19 protein-coding genes, 1 pseudogene and 1 riboswitch are annotated in these 20,415 nt (G+C 53.9%); of the genes and pseudogenes, 9 read left to right on the top strand and 11 right to left on the bottom strand.

The window, feature by feature from the left end; genetic code table 11:
* Positions 1-103 precede the first annotated feature (103 nt).
* From FH603_RS10330 to FH603_RS10320, 3 genes are all read left to right on the top strand, one after another.
* Positions 104-544, top strand: a complete 441-nt coding sequence (locus FH603_RS10330; protein WP_186737410.1) for a DUF1573 domain-containing protein — start codon at positions 104-106, stop codon at positions 542-544.
* 441 nt (positions 545-985) lie between these two features.
* Positions 986-1,891, top strand: coding sequence for a prohibitin family protein (locus FH603_RS10325; RefSeq protein WP_186737409.1), 906 nt, complete (start codon positions 986-988; stop codon positions 1,889-1,891).
* A gap of 98 nt (positions 1,892-1,989) precedes the next feature.
* Positions 1,990-2,382 carry a hypothetical protein gene (locus FH603_RS10320; protein WP_186737408.1) on the top strand — a complete coding sequence of 131 codons (393 nt, stop codon included), beginning with the start codon at positions 1,990-1,992 and terminating at the stop codon, positions 2,380-2,382.
* On the opposite strand, the gene FH603_RS10315 is transcribed toward FH603_RS10320, so the two are convergent.
* The 4 genes from FH603_RS10315 to FH603_RS10300 all read right to left on the bottom strand — a co-directional run bounded on the left by FH603_RS10315 (position 2,383) and on the right by FH603_RS10300 (position 5,903).
* A complete protein-coding gene (locus tag FH603_RS10315; RefSeq protein ID WP_186737407.1) occupies positions 2,383-2,610 on the bottom strand; it encodes a DUF4834 domain-containing protein in 228 nt (75 codons plus the stop codon).
* Between the two features lie 128 nt (positions 2,611-2,738).
* Positions 2,739-4,304, bottom strand: a complete 1,566-nt coding sequence (locus FH603_RS10310; RefSeq protein ID WP_186737406.1) for a M28 family peptidase — start codon at positions 4,302-4,304, stop codon at positions 2,739-2,741.
* A 122-nt stretch (positions 4,305-4,426) separates the two neighbouring features.
* On the bottom strand, positions 4,427-5,323 hold the full coding sequence (locus FH603_RS10305; RefSeq protein WP_186737405.1) for a LysR family transcriptional regulator: 897 nt from the start codon (positions 5,321-5,323) through the stop codon (positions 4,427-4,429).
* Between the two features lie 67 nt (positions 5,324-5,390).
* On the bottom strand, positions 5,391-5,903 hold the full coding sequence (locus FH603_RS10300; RefSeq protein ID WP_186737404.1) for a DUF2480 family protein: 513 nt from the start codon (positions 5,901-5,903) through the stop codon (positions 5,391-5,393).
* A gap of 201 nt (positions 5,904-6,104) precedes the next feature.
* On the opposite strand from FH603_RS10300, the gene dnaN reads away from it, so the two are divergent.
* Both dnaN and FH603_RS10290 read left to right on the top strand, forming a co-directional pair.
* Entirely contained in the window at positions 6,105-7,241 is a 1,137-nt protein-coding gene (gene dnaN / locus FH603_RS10295; protein WP_186737403.1) for a DNA polymerase III subunit beta, read from the top strand.
* 87 nt (positions 7,242-7,328) lie between these two features.
* Positions 7,329-8,567, top strand: a complete 1,239-nt coding sequence (locus FH603_RS10290) for a TCR/Tet family MFS transporter (RefSeq protein WP_186737402.1) — start codon at positions 7,329-7,331, stop codon at positions 8,565-8,567.
* A 95-nt stretch (positions 8,568-8,662) separates the two neighbouring features.
* Here the strand turns inward: FH603_RS10290 and FH603_RS10285 are convergent, their stop codons facing one another.
* From FH603_RS10285 to FH603_RS10255, 7 genes and pseudogenes are all read right to left on the bottom strand, one after another.
* Complete coding sequence (locus FH603_RS10285; protein ID WP_186737401.1) at positions 8,663-9,217, bottom strand: YceI family protein; 555 nt, start codon at positions 9,215-9,217, stop codon at positions 8,663-8,665.
* A gap of 4 nt (positions 9,218-9,221) precedes the next feature.
* Positions 9,222-9,910 (bottom strand): annotated as a pseudogene (locus tag FH603_RS10280) (hypothetical protein).
* Positions 9,911-9,927: 17 nt separating this feature from the next.
* Entirely contained in the window at positions 9,928-10,461 is a 534-nt protein-coding gene (locus FH603_RS10275; protein ID WP_186737400.1) for a Rieske 2Fe-2S domain-containing protein, read from the bottom strand.
* A 66-nt stretch (positions 10,462-10,527) separates the two neighbouring features.
* On the bottom strand, positions 10,528-12,111 hold the full coding sequence (locus FH603_RS10270; protein WP_186737399.1) for a hypothetical protein: 1,584 nt from the start codon (positions 12,109-12,111) through the stop codon (positions 10,528-10,530).
* Positions 12,092-12,670 (bottom strand): RNA polymerase sigma factor, encoded by a 579-nt coding sequence (locus FH603_RS10265; RefSeq protein WP_186737398.1) that lies wholly within the window; start codon positions 12,668-12,670, stop codon positions 12,092-12,094. Before FH603_RS10265 ends, FH603_RS10270 begins: the two co-directional genes overlap by 20 nt.
* Positions 12,671-12,752: 82 nt before the next feature.
* Positions 12,753-13,595, bottom strand: a complete 843-nt coding sequence (locus FH603_RS10260) for a hypothetical protein (protein WP_186737397.1) — start codon at positions 13,593-13,595, stop codon at positions 12,753-12,755.
* A gap of 128 nt (positions 13,596-13,723) precedes the next feature.
* Entirely contained in the window at positions 13,724-14,494 is a 771-nt protein-coding gene (locus tag FH603_RS10255; protein ID WP_186737396.1) for an SDR family oxidoreductase, read from the bottom strand.
* A 131-nt stretch (positions 14,495-14,625) separates the two neighbouring features.
* On the opposite strand from FH603_RS10255, the gene FH603_RS10250 reads away from it, so the two are divergent.
* From FH603_RS10250 to FH603_RS10235, 4 genes are all read left to right on the top strand, one after another.
* Positions 14,626-15,969, top strand: coding sequence for a M16 family metallopeptidase (locus FH603_RS10250; protein WP_186737395.1), 1,344 nt, complete (start codon positions 14,626-14,628; stop codon positions 15,967-15,969).
* Positions 15,970-16,033: 64 nt separating this feature from the next.
* A complete protein-coding gene (locus FH603_RS10245; RefSeq protein WP_186737394.1) occupies positions 16,034-17,410 on the top strand; it encodes a M16 family metallopeptidase in 1,377 nt (458 codons plus the stop codon).
* Between the two features lie 13 nt (positions 17,411-17,423).
* Positions 17,424-17,612: riboswitch (cobalamin riboswitch) on the top strand.
* Positions 17,613-17,758: 146 nt separating this feature from the next.
* Positions 17,759-19,759 carry a TonB-dependent receptor plug domain-containing protein gene (locus FH603_RS10240; RefSeq protein ID WP_186737393.1) on the top strand — a complete coding sequence of 667 codons (2,001 nt, stop codon included), beginning with the start codon at positions 17,759-17,761 and terminating at the stop codon, positions 19,757-19,759.
* 23 nt (positions 19,760-19,782) lie between these two features.
* Positions 19,783-20,382 (top strand): DUF6580 family putative transport protein, encoded by a 600-nt coding sequence (locus FH603_RS10235; protein WP_186737392.1) that lies wholly within the window; start codon positions 19,783-19,785, stop codon positions 20,380-20,382.
* The last annotated feature ends 33 nt before the right edge of the window (positions 20,383-20,415 follow it).

Raw genomic sequence — 20,415 nt, 5'->3', positions numbered from 1 at the left:
GTTAATCAATAAGGAGTTGGAAACTATTTGGCAAACTCTTTGCTGAGGAACAGATTTTAGCGTATTGCATCTTAACAACCAAACCATAATTCCGTCTAGTCCAATGAAAACTATTTTTTCACTTTTCGTAGCTTTATTTGTGTTCGTTTCAGTTGGCTTCGCTCAAAAGGGAGTCATCAAGTTCGCCAAGGACACGCACGATTTCGGCAAAATCGAGCAGGGCAAACCTGTAACTCATGTATTTGAGTTCAAAAACATGGGTACTGATCCTGTCGTTATCAACGATGCGCAGGCTTCCTGCGGCTGTACCAAGCCTAACTGGACACGTGAGCCTATCATGCCGGGCAAGACGGGTAGTGTTTCGGCAACCTTTAACGCAGCTGCTGCCGGTCAGTTCACCAAAACGGTAACGGTAACCAGTAATGCTGAAGCCGGCCAAACGGTTCTTTACCTGAAAGGCGAAGTTGTAGCGCAGGCACCAGCCGCAACGGCCGAGTCGCCAGCCTCTAAATCGGCTAAAAAGAGCACCAAGACTTCACGCTAAGGGTTAAACGTGTAGTCAGGAAAGGCATCTGGTAGTTTACCGGATGCCTTTTTTTGTGCCTTCATTTTTTCTTCGTCAACCCCTGTAACCGGCTGGCCGACCGGGCGTCCGCTGGTCTATAGCGGTTATACACGGCTCCTTTTCCCGCCGTATTTTTGGCTTGTCTTCTGACCGAATTCATGCTATGACTCCTCCCCCGCACTGACGCCTTCAGTCCGTTTTTGCCGTATTCCCTGCCTGTCTTTTTTGCGATGAGTTGCTGGTAGCAACCTCACTCGGCTTACTGGCTGACTGCTTCTGCCTGCGATTGCTATGCGATGTGCGTACTCGTCGTCTTTGCCTATAAAGTACTCTATCTGTACCGACGCTTTATTCGCGTACCTTGTCGTGCGTAGCTTGTGGCTACCGCACCCACTCTGTAAACTGTAACACCCTCACCCCATGTTCTTTCTCGTTATCGGTATTCTGGCGCTTGCTGCCGGATTTGCCATCAATACACCCGCGTTGGCGTTTTCGCACTACGCACGTCCCGTCAAACTACTCGGGATCATTGCCATCATCATAGGCTTACTCACGTCCAGCGTTCGCCAGATCGACGCCGGGCAGGTGGGCGTAGTATCTCTCTTCGGTAACGTCAGCGAGAAGCCTATCAACTCGGGTCTGAGTTTCGTAAACCCGCTGGCGAACGTAACGGAATTCGATATCAAGACCCAGAATTACACCATGTCGGCCAACAACGGCGAAGGCGATAAACAGGGTGACGATGCCATTCGGGTACTAACCGCCGACGGACTGGAAGTAGTTATCGACCTGACGGTGCTGTATCGGGTCGTTCCTAACGATGCGCCAGCTATTCTGCGGGAGATCGGGCCGGACTATACCGATAAGATTGTCCGGCCCATTACCCGGACCCGCATCCGCGACAACGCTGTTTATTATGATGCCGTAGCCTTATACTCAACCCGGCGTGACGAGTTTCAGGGCCGTATTTACAAGACCATCGAAGCGGATTTCAAGAAGCGCGGTCTGATGCTGGAACAATTGCTGATTCGGAATATCGACTTGCCCGCGTCGGTCAAGAAAACCATCGAGTCGAAGATCAATGCCGAGCAGGATTCCCAGAAGATGCAGTTTGTACTGACCAAAGAGCGTCAGGAAGCCGAACGGAAGCGGGTAGAAGCACAGGGTATTGCTGATTACCAGAAAATTCTGTCGACTGGTTTGAGCGATAGGCAGCTGCAATACGAACAGATCAAAGCCCAGCGCGAACTGGCGGCATCGCCCAATGCTAAAATAATTATTATGGGCAGTCGGGGGAACGTACCATTGATTTTGAGCGACAAGTAAGCGTAACTTGGGGGCTTCGCTGGTAGCGATGGGTGTCTATCCCGTCAGCCAGCGAAGACCTTCATCGAATCAGTAACTGCCTGCCAGGGCCAACGCGCATGAAACGAAGTAACTATCTATGGATGATTATGCTCGGCATCGGACTGCTGACGGGTTGCTTCAGGCCCATTATTTACCTGCAAAATCAGCCCAATTATCCTATCGACGTTTTCTACGATTCACAGCGGCCCGAACGTCCGTATGAACCCTTACAGGATATGGAAACGAAAGGCGAAACAGCGCTTACCGATCGCCAGACGATAAACCGACGAATGCTGGCCCGGGGTAATAATATGCAGCAAAAAGAAGTATTGCTGGCTCGCCTGACCATGGAAGCCAAGAAGCTTGGCGCTGATGCGCTTGTGGGCGTACGCTACAAGTATTATACGTCCAGACATGAAGACGGTTACCTGATGACGGGTCTGGCGGTGAAATACAGAAAAGAACAGTAGTTATTTAACCTCCTCGTAATCAACGTACTCGCCACCCCGGTATGGGGGCTCTGTGTTTTTTGTGGGCCGCTTTTCCACACGGATTTCACCTTCCCGGCGTTTGCTGAACGCTTCAGCCTGCCGTTTTTGCTCCTTCACCAACTGCCTGCCAACCAATAGCTGGAACACAAACCGCCGAACGGGTGGCACGAACATAATGATGAGGGTAATAATCAGAATATACTTCATCTCGGGCGTCGTTAATAATTAATAAACGATGGGGCAGATCGTTTAGTTTTCGGGTTCCCCAAAGTCGAGGCTGAAAACATAACCTCGACTTTGGGGAACCGGAAAACTAAACGGGAATAACGGCTCAGTTAATAGCCGTATAACGCTTTTCCAGCCGCTTCATACTTATCCCCCGCCGACCATTGTGGACGGGTCGGGCGATTGGCGATCAGCCGGGCTGCATGGGCGTAGGCCTGACAGAACCGAAGTACGTAGTTGAAATCCAGTGTTTCGGGGTTGTCGATAGCCTGGTGATAGTATTTGCCGATGGCCTCGTCGAATGCCTTGAAACCGGGCGAGAACGTGGGGGCCGGGATGCCTTTCACGGCAAAGTTAACGTTGTCTGACCGATCGAACAGTCCCTGCTCGGGAGCGGGTTCGGCAAAGATGCTCATGCCAAACGCTTTGGCAGCCGCTTCGATTTCGGCTTTAGCGCCGGTCCGTTCCAGGCCAATCACGGCAATAATCGTCGTGTCGTTATAGCCCGCCCCATCGGTGTTGAGGTTGAAAACAGTTTGCTTCAGCGGTACCAGCGGGTGTTCGGCGTAGTAGTTACTGCCCAGCAGGCCTACTTCTTCGCCCGTTAGCGCTAGCACCAGCACTGAGCGTTTGGGGCGCTGTTGCATGAGGGCTTTGGCTGCCGTTAGAATCGAAACTGTTCCGAAGGCATTATCCCGGGCACCGTTGAAAATACTATCCGTGGGCTGGTATGGACTGCCGCCCTGTTTACCAACGCCAATATGGTCGAAGTGAGCCGACAGAATGACATACTCGTCTTTCAATTTTGGATCGGTACCCTCAATAATACCGGCTACGTTGGCCGACGGGGCGGGCGACCGTAATCGCCCGGAGGTGCTTAGCGCAACGGTTTGCCCCGCTTCTTTCAATTGCTTGTACTGGTTGTTGGCGTTGTTGACCCACAGGTGGGCAACGGAAGCGGCACCAGCTCCCGCAGCAGGCAGGCTGATCTGCTCCCGGCTGAAGTACTGATTGACGAAGCCCCAGGGGATCGACTCGCTGTATAATTCGATCAGGACCGCAGCTCCTTTTTCAGTGGCTAATCTGCGTTTACTGCCCGATGCTTTGAAGATTTCGCCCGGCCCTTTGGCGTCCGGCGATCCACCCTGTACAACCACGATCCGGCCTTTCACGTCGCGCCTTTTGTAGCCGTCATCGCCATCGGTAAGTCCATAACCGGCATAGATAACCTCGCCGGATACATCTATAGGGCCACCGCTCATTACGGCCAGCTCTTTGCCCAGCCGGAGCGTGTCTTTGCCAAGAACCATCCGGGCCGAACTGGCTGCTTTTACTTTTTCAAAACCAATTGGCTGCATGTAACTGGGTTGGCCATCGGCCGATCCGGCTGGTTTCAGGCCCAGCGTTCTGAACTGTTCGGCAATGTAGCGGGCCGCTATCTGGTTCCCCGGTTCACCCGTCCGACGGCCCTGTAGTTCGTCGGAGGCCAGGAAGCGCGTCTGACTTTCAACTTCGGCGCGGGAGATCGAGAATTCAGGCAACCCGGCAACCGCCGTACCTGCGGCATAAGGACGCGGTGGAGCCGATCCGGGGCGGGCAGTACGGGTTTGTGCCTGTAAGGTCGTGGTTGTTAAAGCCAGGCCGATCAGAAAAGCCGATACGGGAGTTGCTTGCATAATGGTTTATTGACCAGGAAGAAGTTGGGCCGTAAAACTACGAAAAGCGACGCTTTGCTTGTCTGTAATTTTACCAGAGGTTCTTCCAATCGCGAACACCCCTGGTAATTGAGGTTTAACGGCTAGCGCCGATTGTAGTGCTGGCGGGCAAACCGCATGAATGTATCGGCCAGCCCTTCGCTGATGCCCTGTAGCTGAATCGAATACAGGTCGCGCCGGATGGTTAGTCCCTGCACATCGAGCACATTGAACGAACCCACGCTTAACTCGTTCTGAACGGCGAATACGGAAATAAACGCCATGCAGCGGGAATGGCTCAGGTAGGATTTGATGCTTTCGGTGCTGCCCAGCTGCATGTCAATAGTGAGGTCGGTAAGCCGTAAACCGGCTCCGCGCAGCGCGTGTTCCACCACTTCGAGCGAGCCGGACCCCCGTTCGCGCAGCACGATCGGAACGGTACGCAGCTCATCGAGCGTGATTTCGTCGCGGCCTGCCAGTGGATGGTCGGGGCGACAGATGAGTACAAGCTCGTCTTTCACGAAGGACGTGTAGCGGATGTCACTATGATGTGTCCGGCCTTCTACCAGCCCCAGGTCTATATCGTTGTTGAGGAGTGCCTGTTCAATTTGTTCTGTATTACCGTTGAGCAGAGAAATGGCTACCTCCGCCGAATGTTCGTGGTAGCGGGCCAGTACGGGCGGAATCACGTATTGGGCTACCGTAGTGCTGGCCCCCAGCCGAAGTGTGCCACCGGGCTCGCCTTTGAGGGCGTTCATATCAAATTCCAGCTGCCGGTACGTACCCATGATGGTTTCGGCATGGCGCAGGAGCAGACTCCCGGCGGCTGTCAGGCTTACCTGGTTACCGCGCCGGTCGAAGAGGGCCGTACCGAATTGATTTTCCAGTTCCTGAACATGTTTCGTAACGGCCGGCTGTGTCACAAATAATTCGGCAGCGGCTTTTGTGAAATTCAGTCGCTTGGCAACGGTATAAAATACAGTCAGACGAAAATCGAGCATAGGAAAAGGCAGGGATAGATAAACGTTCGGCCAAATCAGGACCCGGGCCTCGCCAGGTCCCGGCGATTTATCCCTTCGGCCGTTTGTACAGCGGGACCGTACTGCATGGTTCGCCGAAGAGCAGACTCTGCACAACGGGTTGCAGTCGGCGGGTAAGCTCAACGTAAGCAGCCGTTGGGACGGGTACTTTAGAACACCCCTTCACTACCACCTTGGCGTCGCGATAATCCTCGGGATTGATGGTAGCTATGGCGTCGAAATAAAGCTTCTCGTCGAGGTCGGACAGGGTACCGAAAACAACGGTATTGGCATAAGGCTGAAGCTGCAGCGTAAGCAGCATATACGCCCACGTTGGAACAATGGCGTCTTCGGTACAGGTGATGGCAACATTTTTGCCTGCATATTGGCTCCAGTCGTGCTCTTTCAGGAACGCCCGGAACTCTTTCTCTTTCAGAATCAGCCCCATATACAAGTTGTCTTTCAGGTCATAGACAACCCGCTGGCCAGGATGATAATAGGTTTCGAGATCGAGGGAGACAAGGCTGCTGCCCGCTACCCGATTGATGATTTCAGTTTCCATTCCGTTCATACAATTAAGCGACTACGTCAGGTAAGCGAGGCTTTTTACGCACCGGTTACCGGCTATCGTCCACTACCCAAGTATACGTTAGCCGTGCCTATAAGGTTCTTTTCCCGTCTGCGTAAAAACCACCGTAGGGTCGTATATTTTCGCTACTTTTGCTTTATATATTTAGTCAAACCGCTACTTCCCGACTAGCTTATGAAATTTATCGTTTCCTCGTCTGTCCTGCTCAAAAACCTTCAGAATATAAATGGCGTCGTGGCTACCAACCCGATCGTACCTATTCTCGAAAATTTCCTGTTTCGCATCGAAGACGGCACGCTGACCGTGACCGCATCGGACCTGCAAACGACGATGACGACGCAGATTCCGGTCGAAGCCAGTGAGAATGGCGCTATTGCCATTCCGGCCAAGTTACTGCTCGATACGCTGCGCAGCCTGCCCGAGCAGCCAGTAACCATAAACATCGATACCGAAACGTTTGGCACCGAAATCCTGACCGACAACGGCCGCTATAAACTCTCCGGCGAAAATCCGATCGACTTCCCGAAACTGCCTACTGTTAGCAAGACGATGTCTGTCGATATGACATCCGACGTCCTGCTCGGTGCCATCAATAACACCGTTTTCGCTACCAGCACCGACGATCTGCGTCCGGCTATGACGGGGGTATATCTGCAACTGAGCGACGATAATGCTACGTTTGTGGCTACCGACGGGCACCGGCTCATTCGCTACCGGCGCACAGATCTTGGTACGGGATCGACTTCAGGAGCGGCCACTACCTCGCTTATTATTCCGCGTAAGGCGCTCCAGCTACTCAAGGCATCGCTGCCCGAAAACGTACCGGTCGTTGCTGAATTCAGCCAGGCCAACGCGTCCTTTACCTTCGGCCCTACGCAACTGATCTGCCGGTTGATCGATGAGCGCTTCCCGGATTACGAAAACGCCATCCCGACCAACAACCCGAACGTAATGACCATTGGCCGGACCGATCTGCTCAACTCGCTGAAGCGGATCATGATCTATGCCAACCGCACTACGCATCAGATTCGGCTGTCGCTGAAAACCAATTCGCTGACCATTTCGGCCGAAGACCTGGACTACTCGAACGAAGCAAACGAGAAGCTCCTCTGCGACTACGATGGTGAAGCTATGGAAATTGGTTTCAATGCCAAACTGATGGCCGAAGTCCTCAGTAACCTCAGTGCCAAAATGATCACGCTGGAGATGTCGGCTCCTAACCGGGCTGGTCTGCTCATCCCCGCCGACAAAGAAGAAAACGAAGATATCCTGATGCTGGTAATGCCAGTCATGCTGAATACATACGCTTAAAAAGAATGATGAACGATAAATGATGAGTGATACATGGAGCCAGACGGCACGTATCGCTCATCATTCATTATTCATCATTCATCATTTATGTCTACCCCTCCCGTCTCCACCAAGCGCGGTCCTGCCCTTGTTTTTATCTTCATTACCCTCCTGATCGATGTAACGGGCCTGGGGATCATTATTCCGGTTTTTCCGAAACTGATCGAGCAACTGATCGACGGTGATCTTAGTCAGGCCGCCAGCTGGGGCGGCTGGTTATCGTTCGCCTACGCGCTGATGCAGTTTGTTTTTTCCCCCATCCTGGGTGGACTGAGCGACCGCTTCGGGCGTCGGCCTGTACTGCTGTTCTCGCTCTTCGGCTTCGGCGTCGACTACATATTGCAGGGGTTTGCACCCACCATCGGCTGGCTGTTTCTGGGACGTTTACTGGCAGGCGTTACGGGGGCCAGTTTCACAACCGCCAATGCGTACATTGCCGATATCAGCACCCCTGAAAAGCGGGCGCAAAACTTCGGGCTGGTGGGCGCTGCCTTTGGGGTAGGGTTCATACTCGGCCCGGCTATGGGCGGTTATTTAGGGCAGTACGGTCCCCGGGTGCCGTTTTTCGTAGCGGCCGGGCTGACGATGATCAACTTTATGTACGGCTTCTTTATCCTGCCCGAATCGCTGGCACCCGAAAACCGCCGGCCGTTCAACTGGCGACGGGCCAATCCCGTTGGTTCACTCCTGAATCTGGGCCGGTACCCGGTCATACTGGGGCTGGTAGCGTCGCTGGTACTGATCTACATTGCCGGATTTGCCGTGCAGGGCACCTGGACGTTCTACACGATGGAGAAGTTCAAGTGGGACGAGAAAACGGTTGGCTGGTCGCTGGCGGCCATCGGACTGGCGTTTGCTATTGTGCAGGGGGGCTTAAGCCGGATCATCATCCCCAAACTAGGCCAGCAACGGTCTGTTTATGTGGGGTTATTGTTCAGTGCGTTAGGTTTTGCGCTGTTTGCGTTTGCTACCCAAAGCTGGATGATGTTCGCGTTCATGGGTGTTTATGCGTTAGGGGGCATTGCCGGTCCGTCGGTACAGGGCATTATTTCGGGTCAGGTTCCTGCCAATGAGCAGGGCGAAGTACAGGGGGCCTTAACAAGTCTGACCAGTACCACATCGATCATCGGGCCGTTGATCATGACCAACCTGTTTGCCTTTTTCACGGCCGCAAACGCACCCGTTTACTTTCCGGGTGCCCCTTACCTGCTGGGTGCCGTCCTGACGCTGATCAGTGCCATACTGGCTTGGCGCGGTTTCCGCCGGACGGGCGGAAGCAATACCTAAGGGCAAAAAGTTTTGCCGCGTATCGGACGCATGTTGAAGCTGTTCCAGGATACAATCATTCCTAAACAGATTCATTATCAAAAGCCTAGTATCAATTAGAGCGGAAATACCACGTTGAACTTAAGTACCATAGCGTCTTCAGTTTTCATACCCATCAGGGAGGGACGTTCAATGGTATGGTCGCTCATGTTCACCGGAAATTCACCGGTCACCGTCATCTTGCCGTCTGCATCTTTACGTGTCGCCTGTAACGTGACTGGTTTGGCCACCCCATGAAACGTCAGCGTCCCCTTAGCGACCAGCATACCATTCCCGCCCGCCTTCACATCTGAGCTAACGAAGGTCACAGTCGGATATTTCAGGCCTTCAAGGACTTCCATCGCATGTGAATCGCGGTTATTGTTGTCGCTATCGAATGAGGCTACTTTAACGGAGATGGCAACCGTCTCGGGCTGTTTGGTTTCGTCGTTGTATATAAGCGCCCCATTCACGTCGCGACTTATCCCGTCCCAGTTATGTAACGGGTGTTTGGCCGAGTAGGTAATGGTAGACAGAGCTTTGTCGGCCATCAGTTTTCGCTTGGCCATTGGGTTTGTAAAGGCACACAGAGCCCCGATAGCCAGCCAGCAGCTATACTTAATCCAGTTCATGATCTTAGAAAGTTAAGGCCAGCACCGAAGCGGCATAAGCGCCGAACGTCGTGTAAGCAGCAGCCCGGTGATACGGTTTGAGGTTTGCATTTGTGGCGATCATTTGGGCCAGCACATTCGTAGCGATCATGCCTGTCAAATGAACAACGGCCAGGTATTTATGCAGTTTAATGGAGGTAAATCCTTTTCCCGCTCCAATTACCGGCGGGGTGCCGTAAGGGAAAGCAGCAGTGTAGTACCATACGACACATTGATCAGCGTCGCCGACCGCTCGTGCCATTTTTTCGTGTCGACATATTCCTGGCCTTTGGCGTTATACAATTTCGCGCCCAGCAGCCCCTGAGCCACAAAGCCAGCCAGCGTTACAAACCCGCCAATCTGGTGGGTTACCAGCATGGTTCGTCTTATTTTTAACTCCTTCTCCCGACCGGCAGCCGTTAGGGGAGCCACGTTCATCACGCGCAGCAGTCCTTTGGGCCCCCAGAACGCCCGCTGTGTGACTATCATTTTACGCGGGAGCAACGGCTGGCCCACATCCGTCGAATCGGTCAGGCCAGCCAGCAGATCGTCGGCCGAGGGGTCAGGTACCGTAGCCGGGGAGATCGTCGTATCCCGGCGTACGGCGGTAGAATCCTGAGCCTGCAACGAATTCGTCCCTAACCCAATCAGTAAGGCAAACCAGAGGTATCTCATCAATGACTAATTAATAGTTAGGCGGTTACGGTCAGGGTATTGCCGTCGGCGCTGGCGGTGGTTTTATACAGTTTCATAGCGGCCTGGCCCGCTCCTCCGGCAGCAAATTTTACGCTGCCATCAGTGCCAAACGATGAACCGTGGGCGCTACAGAAAAAATTGTCCGATGCCAGTTGATAAACCACCCGGTCTTCGCTTTGGTGAGAACAAAGCCGTTGGAGCGTAACATAGCTTCCCCCTTTGGTATTGGCAATCAGTACGTCACCCACTTTTACAAATTCACCCTGTGTTTTTAGCTTACTGAAATCAGCATTTGTCAAGTCGACCGTAAAGTTGATCGCTCCTTTTGACGTTTGGGCGTTTCCTGTCAGGCCCGTGCTGGTAGCCGGGGGCGTAGTGCCGGTATTACCGGGTGCCGGATCACTGTCGCCCGAACAGGCTGTCAGGGTAGTACCCATGCAGTAAAACGCCATGAGGGCCGCACTGCTCATACCCAGGCTGCGAAGAAAGTCTCCTCTATTCATCTGATCGTTGGTTGTATTCGGTTTCATGCGTCGATTGGTTGATGTAGTTACACGGATTGAGAACTGGAAATTTGAGAACGGATAAAAAGAACGTTACAGCTTATACCGAAGCGAGAAAAAAGCCCCTGTACTCAATAAATCAATCTTGAAATAGCCGACACCTTTCAGGGGTACTTTCACGAATGGCTCCACCTGCCACGAGAGTCGGCGGCTGAAGGACCGTTCAAAACCGCCCGACAGGTTCAACTGGCTGAACCCGTTCCAGCCGGTTCTGCCCTTCCAGCCCTTGGGGACATTATATGTATGAGCGGGGTAGTTATAAACGTAATCTTCCTGTCTGATGTAGTAGGTAGTAGCTCCTCCACTTACAAACCAGCGGTCGGGCAGGCGTCCGTCCGAACGGGGCCTTAACACGACGTCGTAGCGTATATTGATGGATATGTCGAGCATGTTACAGCGCCCGTCAACACTCTCCGGTATAACAGGCCATGCTTTGGGCCAGTCGTAATCATCTGGTAAGGCTTTGTACACCTTCGTGCTACGCAACAGGCCCGCCTGAACGCTCCAGCGCGGTGCCAGCCGGTAGTCCAGCATGAGCCCAACATTGGTGCCGGGTCGCTGAATGTTGCGCAAACCAATGCCGCTCAGATCAGGCGAGATCAGAAACCGAATGCTCAGCCCCTTTGTAGAGGATACGGGCTTCGCCAGTGACTGCGGCTCAGCCGCCGGTTCGCGCACAGGTGCTTCTATAGCCCGGCCTCTAAACAGTAAGGGTCGCGGCCATTGACCCGGCTGGCTGGTCAGTTTGTTGAACGAAAGTAGAACCACTGGTTTCACAACATCCGGTTGACCATCGGCAGGGCTGGTCTGCGATTGGCTGGTTTCCGGTTTCCCGGCTCTCTCCAAGGTTACCGGCCGTTTACTGAATGATTGTGCCGACTTTGTTGCATCGTCCTCCATCGAAAAAGCAGAGACCAACGGGGTTCCCGGCAACGGTCGTGATCGTTTGCGCTTGTTTATGCCAGAACGCGGTCGTTCGTTACGTTCCTGTATCCGTACAGACGCGGTAGCCAGTGGGCGGGCAGCGTCCTTTATCGGATTGGCCGGGTCCGTTGAAACAGCTGACCTAGCCGGACGATTCGTCTGGCCTGTCAATTCAGGCACAACGACCCGGCTGTTTTTCCTGCCCGTCGGCGTTGTTGTTGCTGCGCTGCTGCGTAGTTCGTTGTCTGACCGAACGGACAATGTGCTTCCGGCAGGACCGGCAATATCAGCTTGTGCCGGACGGGCCGGTTTGTGCGGCTCTGCTACCGGCCGTGTCCGGGCCGGGCGGTCGGTAACGGCGGGTACCGGGAATGAAGTCGCCAGGCGGTCTGTTTCGGCGGTTTTGTTTGCCGGAGCCGGTAGCAACACCGAACCGGGCAGTGTAATGCCCAGACTATTTACCTGGCCCGTCTTCGCCTGGATCCGGTGTGCGTTCCAGCTACCTACTGTTAACAGGAGTAGCAGCAGGACCGGAATGCCCCAGCGGAGGATATGTTCCCAGATCGTAAATCGATCATGCCTGTCCAGCCGGCTCTTCAGGGCCTGCCAGGCCGCCGGATCGAACGGGGCGTCGAACTCTTCAGCCGATTTTCTGAAGAGTCCATCCAATTGGTCATCGGTTGGGTCTTGCATACTCATCGTAGTTTACGTGCTTTAAATACGACCGCAGTTTTTCCCGCGCCCGTGCCAGATTCGACTTCGACGCCCCAACCGAAATGCCAAGCTGGGCGGCAATTTCGTCGTGCGTAAATCCATCCATAACATACAAATTAAATACCAGCCGATAGGCCGGGGAGAGTCGCTGGATGAGCGCCAGCAATTCTTCGTGAGCTAACTGGCTATGTGCGTCGGCCGACTCGGACATAATGGTTTGGCCGACCTGTTCAACATCGTCAAAATAATGGTGCCGAACTTCCTGCCGGTAATGGTCGAGGGCTGTGTTGATCAGAATTCGCCGTAGCCAGCTCTTGAAGGGCATGGCCGGATCGTACTGTTCCAGGCGGGTAAACACTTTCAGGAACCCGTCGTTAAGTACCTCCAGCGCCCCTTCGCGGGTTGGCGCATAGCGCAGACAGACGCTCATGGCATACCCGTAGAATTGCCGGTAAAGCAACTCCTGACTTTGCCGGTGGTTGCGTAAGCAACCCGCCAGCAGGTCGGACAGTGGTGGTATGTTAGGCGTGTTAGCCATTCAAAAGAGGTCGGGTAATACGTCAATACTGTACAGATAGAAAGAGCCCGCGCGACGGGCATCTTTCTGCAATGCTCAATCGTCAACTGGCCGGGGCTTCGGGTGAGGTTTTGTTCACCACCGGCCATACACCGGGCCGGGGCACGCTGACGCCTTTGGTATTGCCCCGCAAACCCTGATCCCCACCGAAATAATAAAGTGGCCAGCCTTTGTAGGTGACCTGGGTTTTACCAAACACCGTTGTGGTGCCAAAATCGGCTTTATTCAGGGTTGACGGTACCTCGTCGACCGTTCCTTCGAACAACGGCCAGGTGGCATTATTGCTCAGATCGGCTTTCGTATACGTGTTCTTGTTCTTCTTGTCGGGCGCAAATGCGTAGAGAGTTCGGCCAACGTTGTCAGTCAAAAATAACGAATTTCCCGTGCCTTCCTTTGTGTCGAACGTGTACGATTTTCCGTCGGACCCGATCAACTGCCGCGATGCCATCAGAATGGTATAATTCGGTTTGGCCACCTGCCACACATTCCCGACATTCTCGCCCACTACGTCGCCTGCTTTCGCGTCATTTTTGAAATAGTAAAGCGGCCATCCTTTGTAGGCCGTTTGTTTGGTACCATCCGCGCGGGTAATGGTCGTAAAATCGGCAGCGGTCAGGTCAGTGCCCAGGGTAGGGGTTTCCTTATAAAACAGGGGCCAGTTATCGAGACAGGTTCCGTTGCAGTTGGCTTTGCCATCGGCATCGGGCGCAAATACGTACAGTGTCCGCCCAGCGTCGCCGGTCAGGACTTTGCCCAGCGACGTAGTGGCCAGATTCAGGTCGTTGGTCGTTGTGACCGGGTTTGGTTCATCCTTACAGGCTAGTGTGGCCACGAGGAGGAGTGCCGTCAGGGACAGCGAACGAGTTTTGTAACGGAAGGCGTGCATTATATCAACTGCGTTTGAAGGTGAGAAACTGAACAGTTGAACCGGTTCATTCGCAGTACGGGCAGGAGCAGAAAAGGGTTGCGTCGGAAATAAAAGATTTTATTCCCGACGCCAGTCAGCCCTGCTTTTCAATAACCCCACGCCAGCAAACCCCCGTCGGCTGCAATCGTTTGGCCGGTAACGTAGCCCGACGCCGGCATACTCAGAAACGAAACGACCGAAGCGACCTCATGCGCGTCACCGATACGGTTCATGGGCGTCCGTTTAAGAATAGCCGCCCGCTTTTCGGGATTGTTGAGTACCGGTGAGGCCAGGGGTGTTGTGATATACCAGGGGGCTACCGCGTTGACCCGGATACCGTCGGGAGCCCACTCCACCGCCAGGTTGCGCGTCAACTGGAGCATGGCCGCTTTGGACATGCCGTACAGCGATCCGCTACTGGTATGGGTCAGTCCCGACACCGACGACACCATGATTACTTTCCCATCGCCCGAGGCTTTCAGGAGTGGGTAAGCGGCCTGGCTAAGTTCATAGGCCGACCGCAAATTGGTATTCAAAACATGGTCATAATCGGCCCCGCCGTATTCTACCGTGGGTTTTCGGATGTTCGTGCCGGCATTATTGACCAGGATGTCGAGCGTATCGCCCGTTGCCTGAACAGCTTCGATGATTCGACCTGCTTCTCCCGGCTGGCTTATGTCGGCTGCCAGGCCGTCGACCGTGTGGCCCTGCTGTCGGTATTCCGTAAGCTGTTGTTGCAGCAGATCATTGTCGCGGGCCACGATAAATACGGCCGCGCCGAGATCCAGAAATTGGCGGACAATGGCCTCGCCAATGCCTTTGGTACCGCCCGTAACCAGGGCGCGCTGGCCGCTGAGCGACCATAGAGATTGATTCATGAACACAAGTTTTTTATAAAACAGCCAACCGCATTTCGCGGGTCAGTCAGGTTGATCTGAACAATATTACTGCTTTTTGTAATCTGCCCTATCGGTCTTACATTTAACACGTCCCAACCAAACTTCACCTCATGAACAAACGAATCGGGCTGCTCACCAGCCTGCTGCTCTCGGCGGGTATCGCGGCCTCGGCGCAGAACAAGCCCAAACCGGAGGACGTACAGACGTTCACACTTAAGAACGGCATGAAATTTATGGTCCTCGAAGACCATTCCATTCCCAACGCGAACCTATACACGTTCTGGAAAGTAGGCTCGCGCAACGAGGTCCACGGCATCACGGGCCTGTCGCATTTTTTTGAGCACATGATGTTCAACGGGGCCAAAAAATACGGCCCCAAGCAGTTCGACCGGACGATGGAAGCCAACGGCGGCTCCAATAATGCGTATACGACAGAAAACACGACCGTTTATACCGACTGGTTCCAGAGCGACGCGCTCGAAACGATCTTCGATCTGGAAGCCGACCGCATTCGTGATCTGGCCATCGATCCCAAAATGGTGGAGAGTGAGCGGGGCGTGGTGCTGTCGGAGCGCAGTACGGGTCTGGAAAACAGTAACTACCGCGTCATCAGCGAACTGGTGCAGGCTACGGCCTTTGTCGAACATCCATACATGTTTCCGGTGATTGGTTTCGAGTCGGATATCAAAAAATGGACGCAGGCCGATCTGGAGCGGTATTTTAAAACCTATTACTCGCCTAATAATGCCGTGGCGGTCGTTGTGGGCGATGTAACAGCCGCACAGGTGAAGAAGCTGGCGGAGAAATACATTGAGCCCATTCCAGCCCAGAAACTACCGGACAGCCTCCGGACAGTAGAGCCACCGCAGAACGGTGAACGACGGGTAACCACCTATAAAGACGTAGCCACACCCAATATTCTGATGGCTTACCACACGCCCGCCACGAGCCACCCTGACTATTACGCCATCGATCTGCTGAGTGGTATTCTGAGTTCGGGCAATTCGTCGCGCCTGGTCAAATCGCTCGTGCTCGACTCGACGATCGCGTCGCGGGTGTTTACCAACTTCGGCGAATCGTTCGACCCAAGTCTGTTTGCTATCTACGCCATTGCGGCCAGCAACATATCGGCCGAACAGCTGGAACGATCGGTGCTGGCGCAGATCGACAAGGTCGTTACCAACGGCGTTACCGATACCGAACTACAAAAGCTCAAGAACCAGAAGCTGATGGATTTCTACCGGACGATGGAAACCATCAACGGCAAAGCCAACTCGCTCGGCACCTATGACCTGTTCTTTGGCGACTACAAAAAACTTTACGAGGCCCCGGCCCTGTACGAGAAAGTAAGCCGAGAAGACGTACAGCGGGTGGCTAAAACTTACCTCACTGCCCGCAACCGTACTGTCGGCTATTTGCTGCCCGAACCTAAAAAGACCACTGGCGCTAACTAAACTGCTGCTCACCGACCTGTTGAATCGTCCCCGCCCCGCTGCCCGGTGGAGCAATCCCCACTTTATGAAACACATACTCTTCTTCATTACGGCCCTGATTCTCACGGGCGCAGCGTCGGCACAGACATTTAAAGTGCCGCCCTACCAGACGTTTAAACTCAAAAATGGCCTGACCATCTACCTGATGGAACAGCGCGAAGTGCCGCTCATCAATGTATCGGCGGTGTTCGACGCGGGTGCCGTGCAGGACGGTACGCGCTACGGGCTGGCCACCATGACGGCCGAAGCGCTGCTGTTCGGAAGTGCCAGCTATACCAAGGCACAACTGGAAGAAAAAGCGGAATACGTTGGGGCTTCCATCGATACCTATGCGGGTAAAGAAGTGGCGAAGGTCACGGCGTCATTTGCGGTGAAAGATCAGGATCTGCTCTTTACCATTATTCACGATGTACTGACCAAACCAACCTTCGATCAGGGGGAGTTCGACAAGTACAAACAGCGGCAGCTGCTTCAGCTGACCCAGCAGAAAGAGAGCCCACGGGCGGTGCTTTCGTCTTATTTCAACCAGTTTGTATTTACGGGTCATCCTTACGCCAACCCGGTTTCGGGGACGCCTTCAGCGGTTTCGGCTATAACGGCGAACGACGTTCGGCAGTTTTATCAGAAAAACTACACAACCGACCGGGCAGCTATCGCTATTGTGGGTGATTTCAATACAGCTGCCATGAAAAAGCGGATGACAACCCTGTTCGGCGATTGGAAAACGGCTGCGGCCAGCTCACCCAAACTGACCGAGCCAACCGTCTCGTTCGACAAAAATCGGGTGCTGCTGGTGAATAAGGACGACGCCCGCGAAACGACCTTTATCATTGGCGGTAAAGGCATCACCCAGAACAACCCCGATTTTATCCCGGTAACCGTTGTCAACACGATTCTGGGCGGCAGGTTCACGTCGTGGCTCAACGATGCCCTGCGCGTTAACTCGGGCCTGACCTACGGTGCCAGCAGCCGGTTCGGGACCTTCCGCAACAGCGGTACATTCGCCATTTCGACCTTTACGAAGGTGAGTACCACGACCGAAGCCATCGACATGGCCCTTCAGGTGCTGGATAGCCTGCATAAAACCGGTATCGACGAAAAGACCCTTATGTCGGCGAAAAATTACGTCAAAGCCGACTTCCCGCCGAATTATGAATCGGCGGGTTCGCTGGCCAATCTGCTGACAGACATGTTCAGCCTGGGCTTCAACGAGTCGTTTATCAACAATTTTCAGAAGAACGTTGATGGGTTAACGGTAGCCCGTACGCGCCAGATCATCGACCAGTATTTTCCCAAAAATAACCTTCAGTTTGTGCTGGTTGGCAAGGCAGAAACCATTCGGGATAAGGTGAAGAAATACGGCACCATAACCGAGAAGGAAATCAAAGCCGAGGGTTTTTAACTGGATAAGTCTACCTTTGCGCTGCGTTTTAGGTTTACCCGCTTACCAGGGGTAATTAAAAGGGAACACCGGTGTAAAACCGGGGCTATACCCGTAGCTGTAAGTTCGATCAAAAGCCGATGACATAGGTGCCACTGCCTCCGGGTGGGAAGGCGTCATCGGTCGAACAAGCCAGAAGACCTGCCTCAAACGAATTCATGATTCGAGCTTTCGGGTAAAAAGCCAGGGATGAAAGACGTTTTTCGGTTGAATGGCGTGGTCGTTTGGGCGGCCATTGACGGGTGCGCACCCGGTCTATCTTTTATTTTCACTTTCCGACGGCTCATTACTTAATCAACCTGATTAATAATGAGCAAGACAACTACATTGCTTTCGGCCGTTTTTGTGGCCACAACCGGTCTGTCCGCTTTGGCGCAGACCAACCCCGATCCGTCTGGTTCGGGCTCCCGCCAACTGGATGCCGTTACGGTAACCGCCAACAAGGTTGAGCAGAAGCTCTCGCAAACGGGTAAAGTCGTCACCGTCTTATCGGATTCGATCCTCCAGCGATACGCCACCCAGTCGGTGGCCGAGTTGCTGTCCCGTCAGGCTGGCCTGCAGATCGTGGGAGCAAATGGCCCGTTGGGCACCAACCCCGACATCTATCTGCGTGGTGCATCGGCCGGTAATACCCTGATTTTGCTGGATGGTCTGCCGGTCTATGACCCGTCGGGTACGGCGAATACCTTCGATCTGAACTTACTGACGGTGGGCGAGTGTGACCGTATCGAGATTCTGCGCGGTGCCCAGTCAACGACCTACGGGGCCGACGCTGTGGCAGGTGTCATCAATATTTTCACCCGGCGGGGTAGCAGCAGCAAAGCAGGCCGGAAGCCTGTAGGGGTTACCGCTTCGCTCAACTACGGCAGCTACCAAACTTTCCGGGGAACAGTTGGCGTGAGCGGCCAGACCGAAAAGTTGTCATACAATGTGCAGTATACCCGGTTGTCGTCGGCCGGATTCTCAGCCGCTACGGATCGGACGGGCCAGCAGAACTTCGACAAGGACGGCTATCAGCAGAATGCCCTGCTGGCTAACCTGACGCTACAGGTAAACGCGAAGTTAAGCTGGCAGATCCGGGGTATAGCAACAGCCTACACCACCGATCTGGATGCCGGTGCCTTTGCCGATGAAAAGGATTTTGTCTACCAAAACCAGTTTAAACAGATTGCAACGGGGTTCACTTATCGGCACCAACGCGGGCGGCTGGTCCTGAACTATGGCCTGAGCGATAGCCGCCGGACCTATACCAATGATTCGGCATTGGTCGAAACGGGCGCATCCGTGCTGTACGCGTACCAGAAATATGGTGGGCTGGCCCAGTTCGCGGAGGTCTACCATAGTCTTAAACTGGGTAGCTGGGGTGAGTTGCTGACCGGAGCCGACTACCGGTTCAGCAACACAGATCAGGTGTATCGGTCTATCAGTTCATTCGGGCCGTACGAAGCACCGCCTATTGGTGCCGATACCGCCCGCATCGGGCAATTGGGTGTCTATGCTACGGGTCTTCTGACGCCTTACCGAGGAGTATCGGTAGAGATAGGCGGGCGGTACAACCGCAATTCGTTGTACGGCACCGTATTTACGTATTCGGTCAATCCGTCGTACCTGATCGCCGACCGTGTGAAGGTGTTCGTGAATCTGTCGTCGGGGTTCCGGGCACCTACCTTATACCAGCTTTTCTCGCCTTACGGCAACAAAGCGCTGCAACCGGAGCGTAGCCACTCGACCGAAGCGGGTTTGCAGCTCTTTACCAAAAGTCGCAATGCCTGGGTGCGGGCTGTCTACTTCGACCGTCAGATTCAGAACGCTATTTTCTTCGAGTCGCTGAACGTTGATCCGTATGGCCGCTACATCAACTTCGACCGGCAGCACGACCACGGCTGGGAGTTTGAAGTTCAGTCGCAGGTTCGTCGGCTGTCGCTGACCGGTAACCTGACCCTGCTCGACGGGGCTATCACGACACAGGTTGCCGGGCGGGATACGACCTATAACAACCTCTTCCGTCGTCCCAAAACGCAGGTCAATCTGAACGTCGGCTATCAGGTTATGCCTGCTTTGCTGGTAAGTGCAACACTGCGTTCGGTGGGCGATCGGATCGACCTCTTTTACAACGACGAGACGTTTGGAACCGATAATATCACGCTTCGTGCCTATACAACCATCGATCTGTTTGCCGAAGGAAAACTAAATCAGCATTTCCGGATTTATGGCGATGTCCGGAACCTGTTCAACAAGTCGTATACGGATGTATACGGTTATAATACCCGCGGCCGAAATGCGAATGTGGGCGTACGCTTTACCTGGTAGTCTTTACCCTTTTGTCTGTTGCTATGAAACAATCCGTTAATCCCCGCTTTCTGGTCCTGCTGTCGTTCATTGGACTGATGGCGGCTATGCGCGTCGCTAACTCGGTCGATCTGTCGCCGGTAGCTCATTTCACCCCCGTAGGCGCTATGGCTCTCTTTGGCGGGTCCTACTTCACCAACCGCTGGAAGGCATTTGGTTTGCCATTACTAACGTTGTGGCTGAGCGATCTGGTCATCAATGGCCTGCTACTCGATGGAAAATACGGCCTTATGTATGATGGCTGGTACTGGATCTACGGCATTTTTGCCCTGATCGTCTGGTTCGGTAAGACGCTGTTGCAGAAAGTGTCCGTCAAGAATGTGCTGGTGGCGTCGCTGGTAGCCGCGCTGTCGCACTGGATGCTGGCCGACACGAGCGTGTGGCTGGCGGGCGGGACCGACCTGCGGACCAACTTGCCGCTGAGCCGTGATTTTGCGGGCTGGCTGCAATGCATTATACAAGGTATACCGTACATGCGTAACTTCCTGGCCGGTACGCTGGTCTACAGTGCCCTGCTGTTTGGCTGCTTCGAGTGGCTGCAAACGCGTTACCCGAAACTGGCCCTGGCGCGGGTGCAATCCTAGTCTTTCGGGATGGATTCTGCTGTAATTTATAAC

Origin of the sequence: Spirosoma utsteinense (genome assembly GCF_014282275.1) — a bacterium.
In the GTDB taxonomy this organism is placed as follows: domain Bacteria; phylum Bacteroidota; class Bacteroidia; order Cytophagales; family Spirosomataceae; genus Spirosoma; species Spirosoma utsteinense.
This window is presented reverse-complemented; position numbering and strand designations above follow the sequence as displayed.